At 51.8% G+C, this 218-nt stretch carries 1 tRNA gene; it reads right to left on the bottom strand.

Annotated elements, in window-relative coordinates:
- Position 1: 1 nt before the first annotated feature.
- Positions 2–75: transfer RNA gene (locus tag Q0882_RS16725), tRNA-Ile, on the bottom strand.
- Positions 76–218 lie beyond the last annotated feature (143 nt).

Below are 218 nucleotides of genomic sequence, written 5' to 3'. Positions count from 1 at the left end.
GTAGGCCTGAGTGGACTTGAACCACCGACCTCACCCTTATCAGGGGTGCGCTCTAACCAGCTGAGCTACAAGCCTACTACTCGGCGTTTTGCCGACTAACCGTGCTATAGAACACTGGCTAATATTTCGCTCTCTTCACTTTCTGATCAGATAATTCGTGTGAACGCTTGCCGAGAATCGGCTTTCGTTTAAGGAGGTGATCCAGCCCCAGGTTCCCC

It is taken from the genome of uncultured Neptuniibacter sp. (assembly GCF_947498015.1).
Lineage (GTDB): Bacteria > Pseudomonadota > Gammaproteobacteria > Pseudomonadales > Balneatricaceae > Neptuniibacter.
The sequence above is the reverse complement of the archived record's forward strand: the minus strand, read 5'-3'. Positions and strand labels throughout refer to the sequence as shown.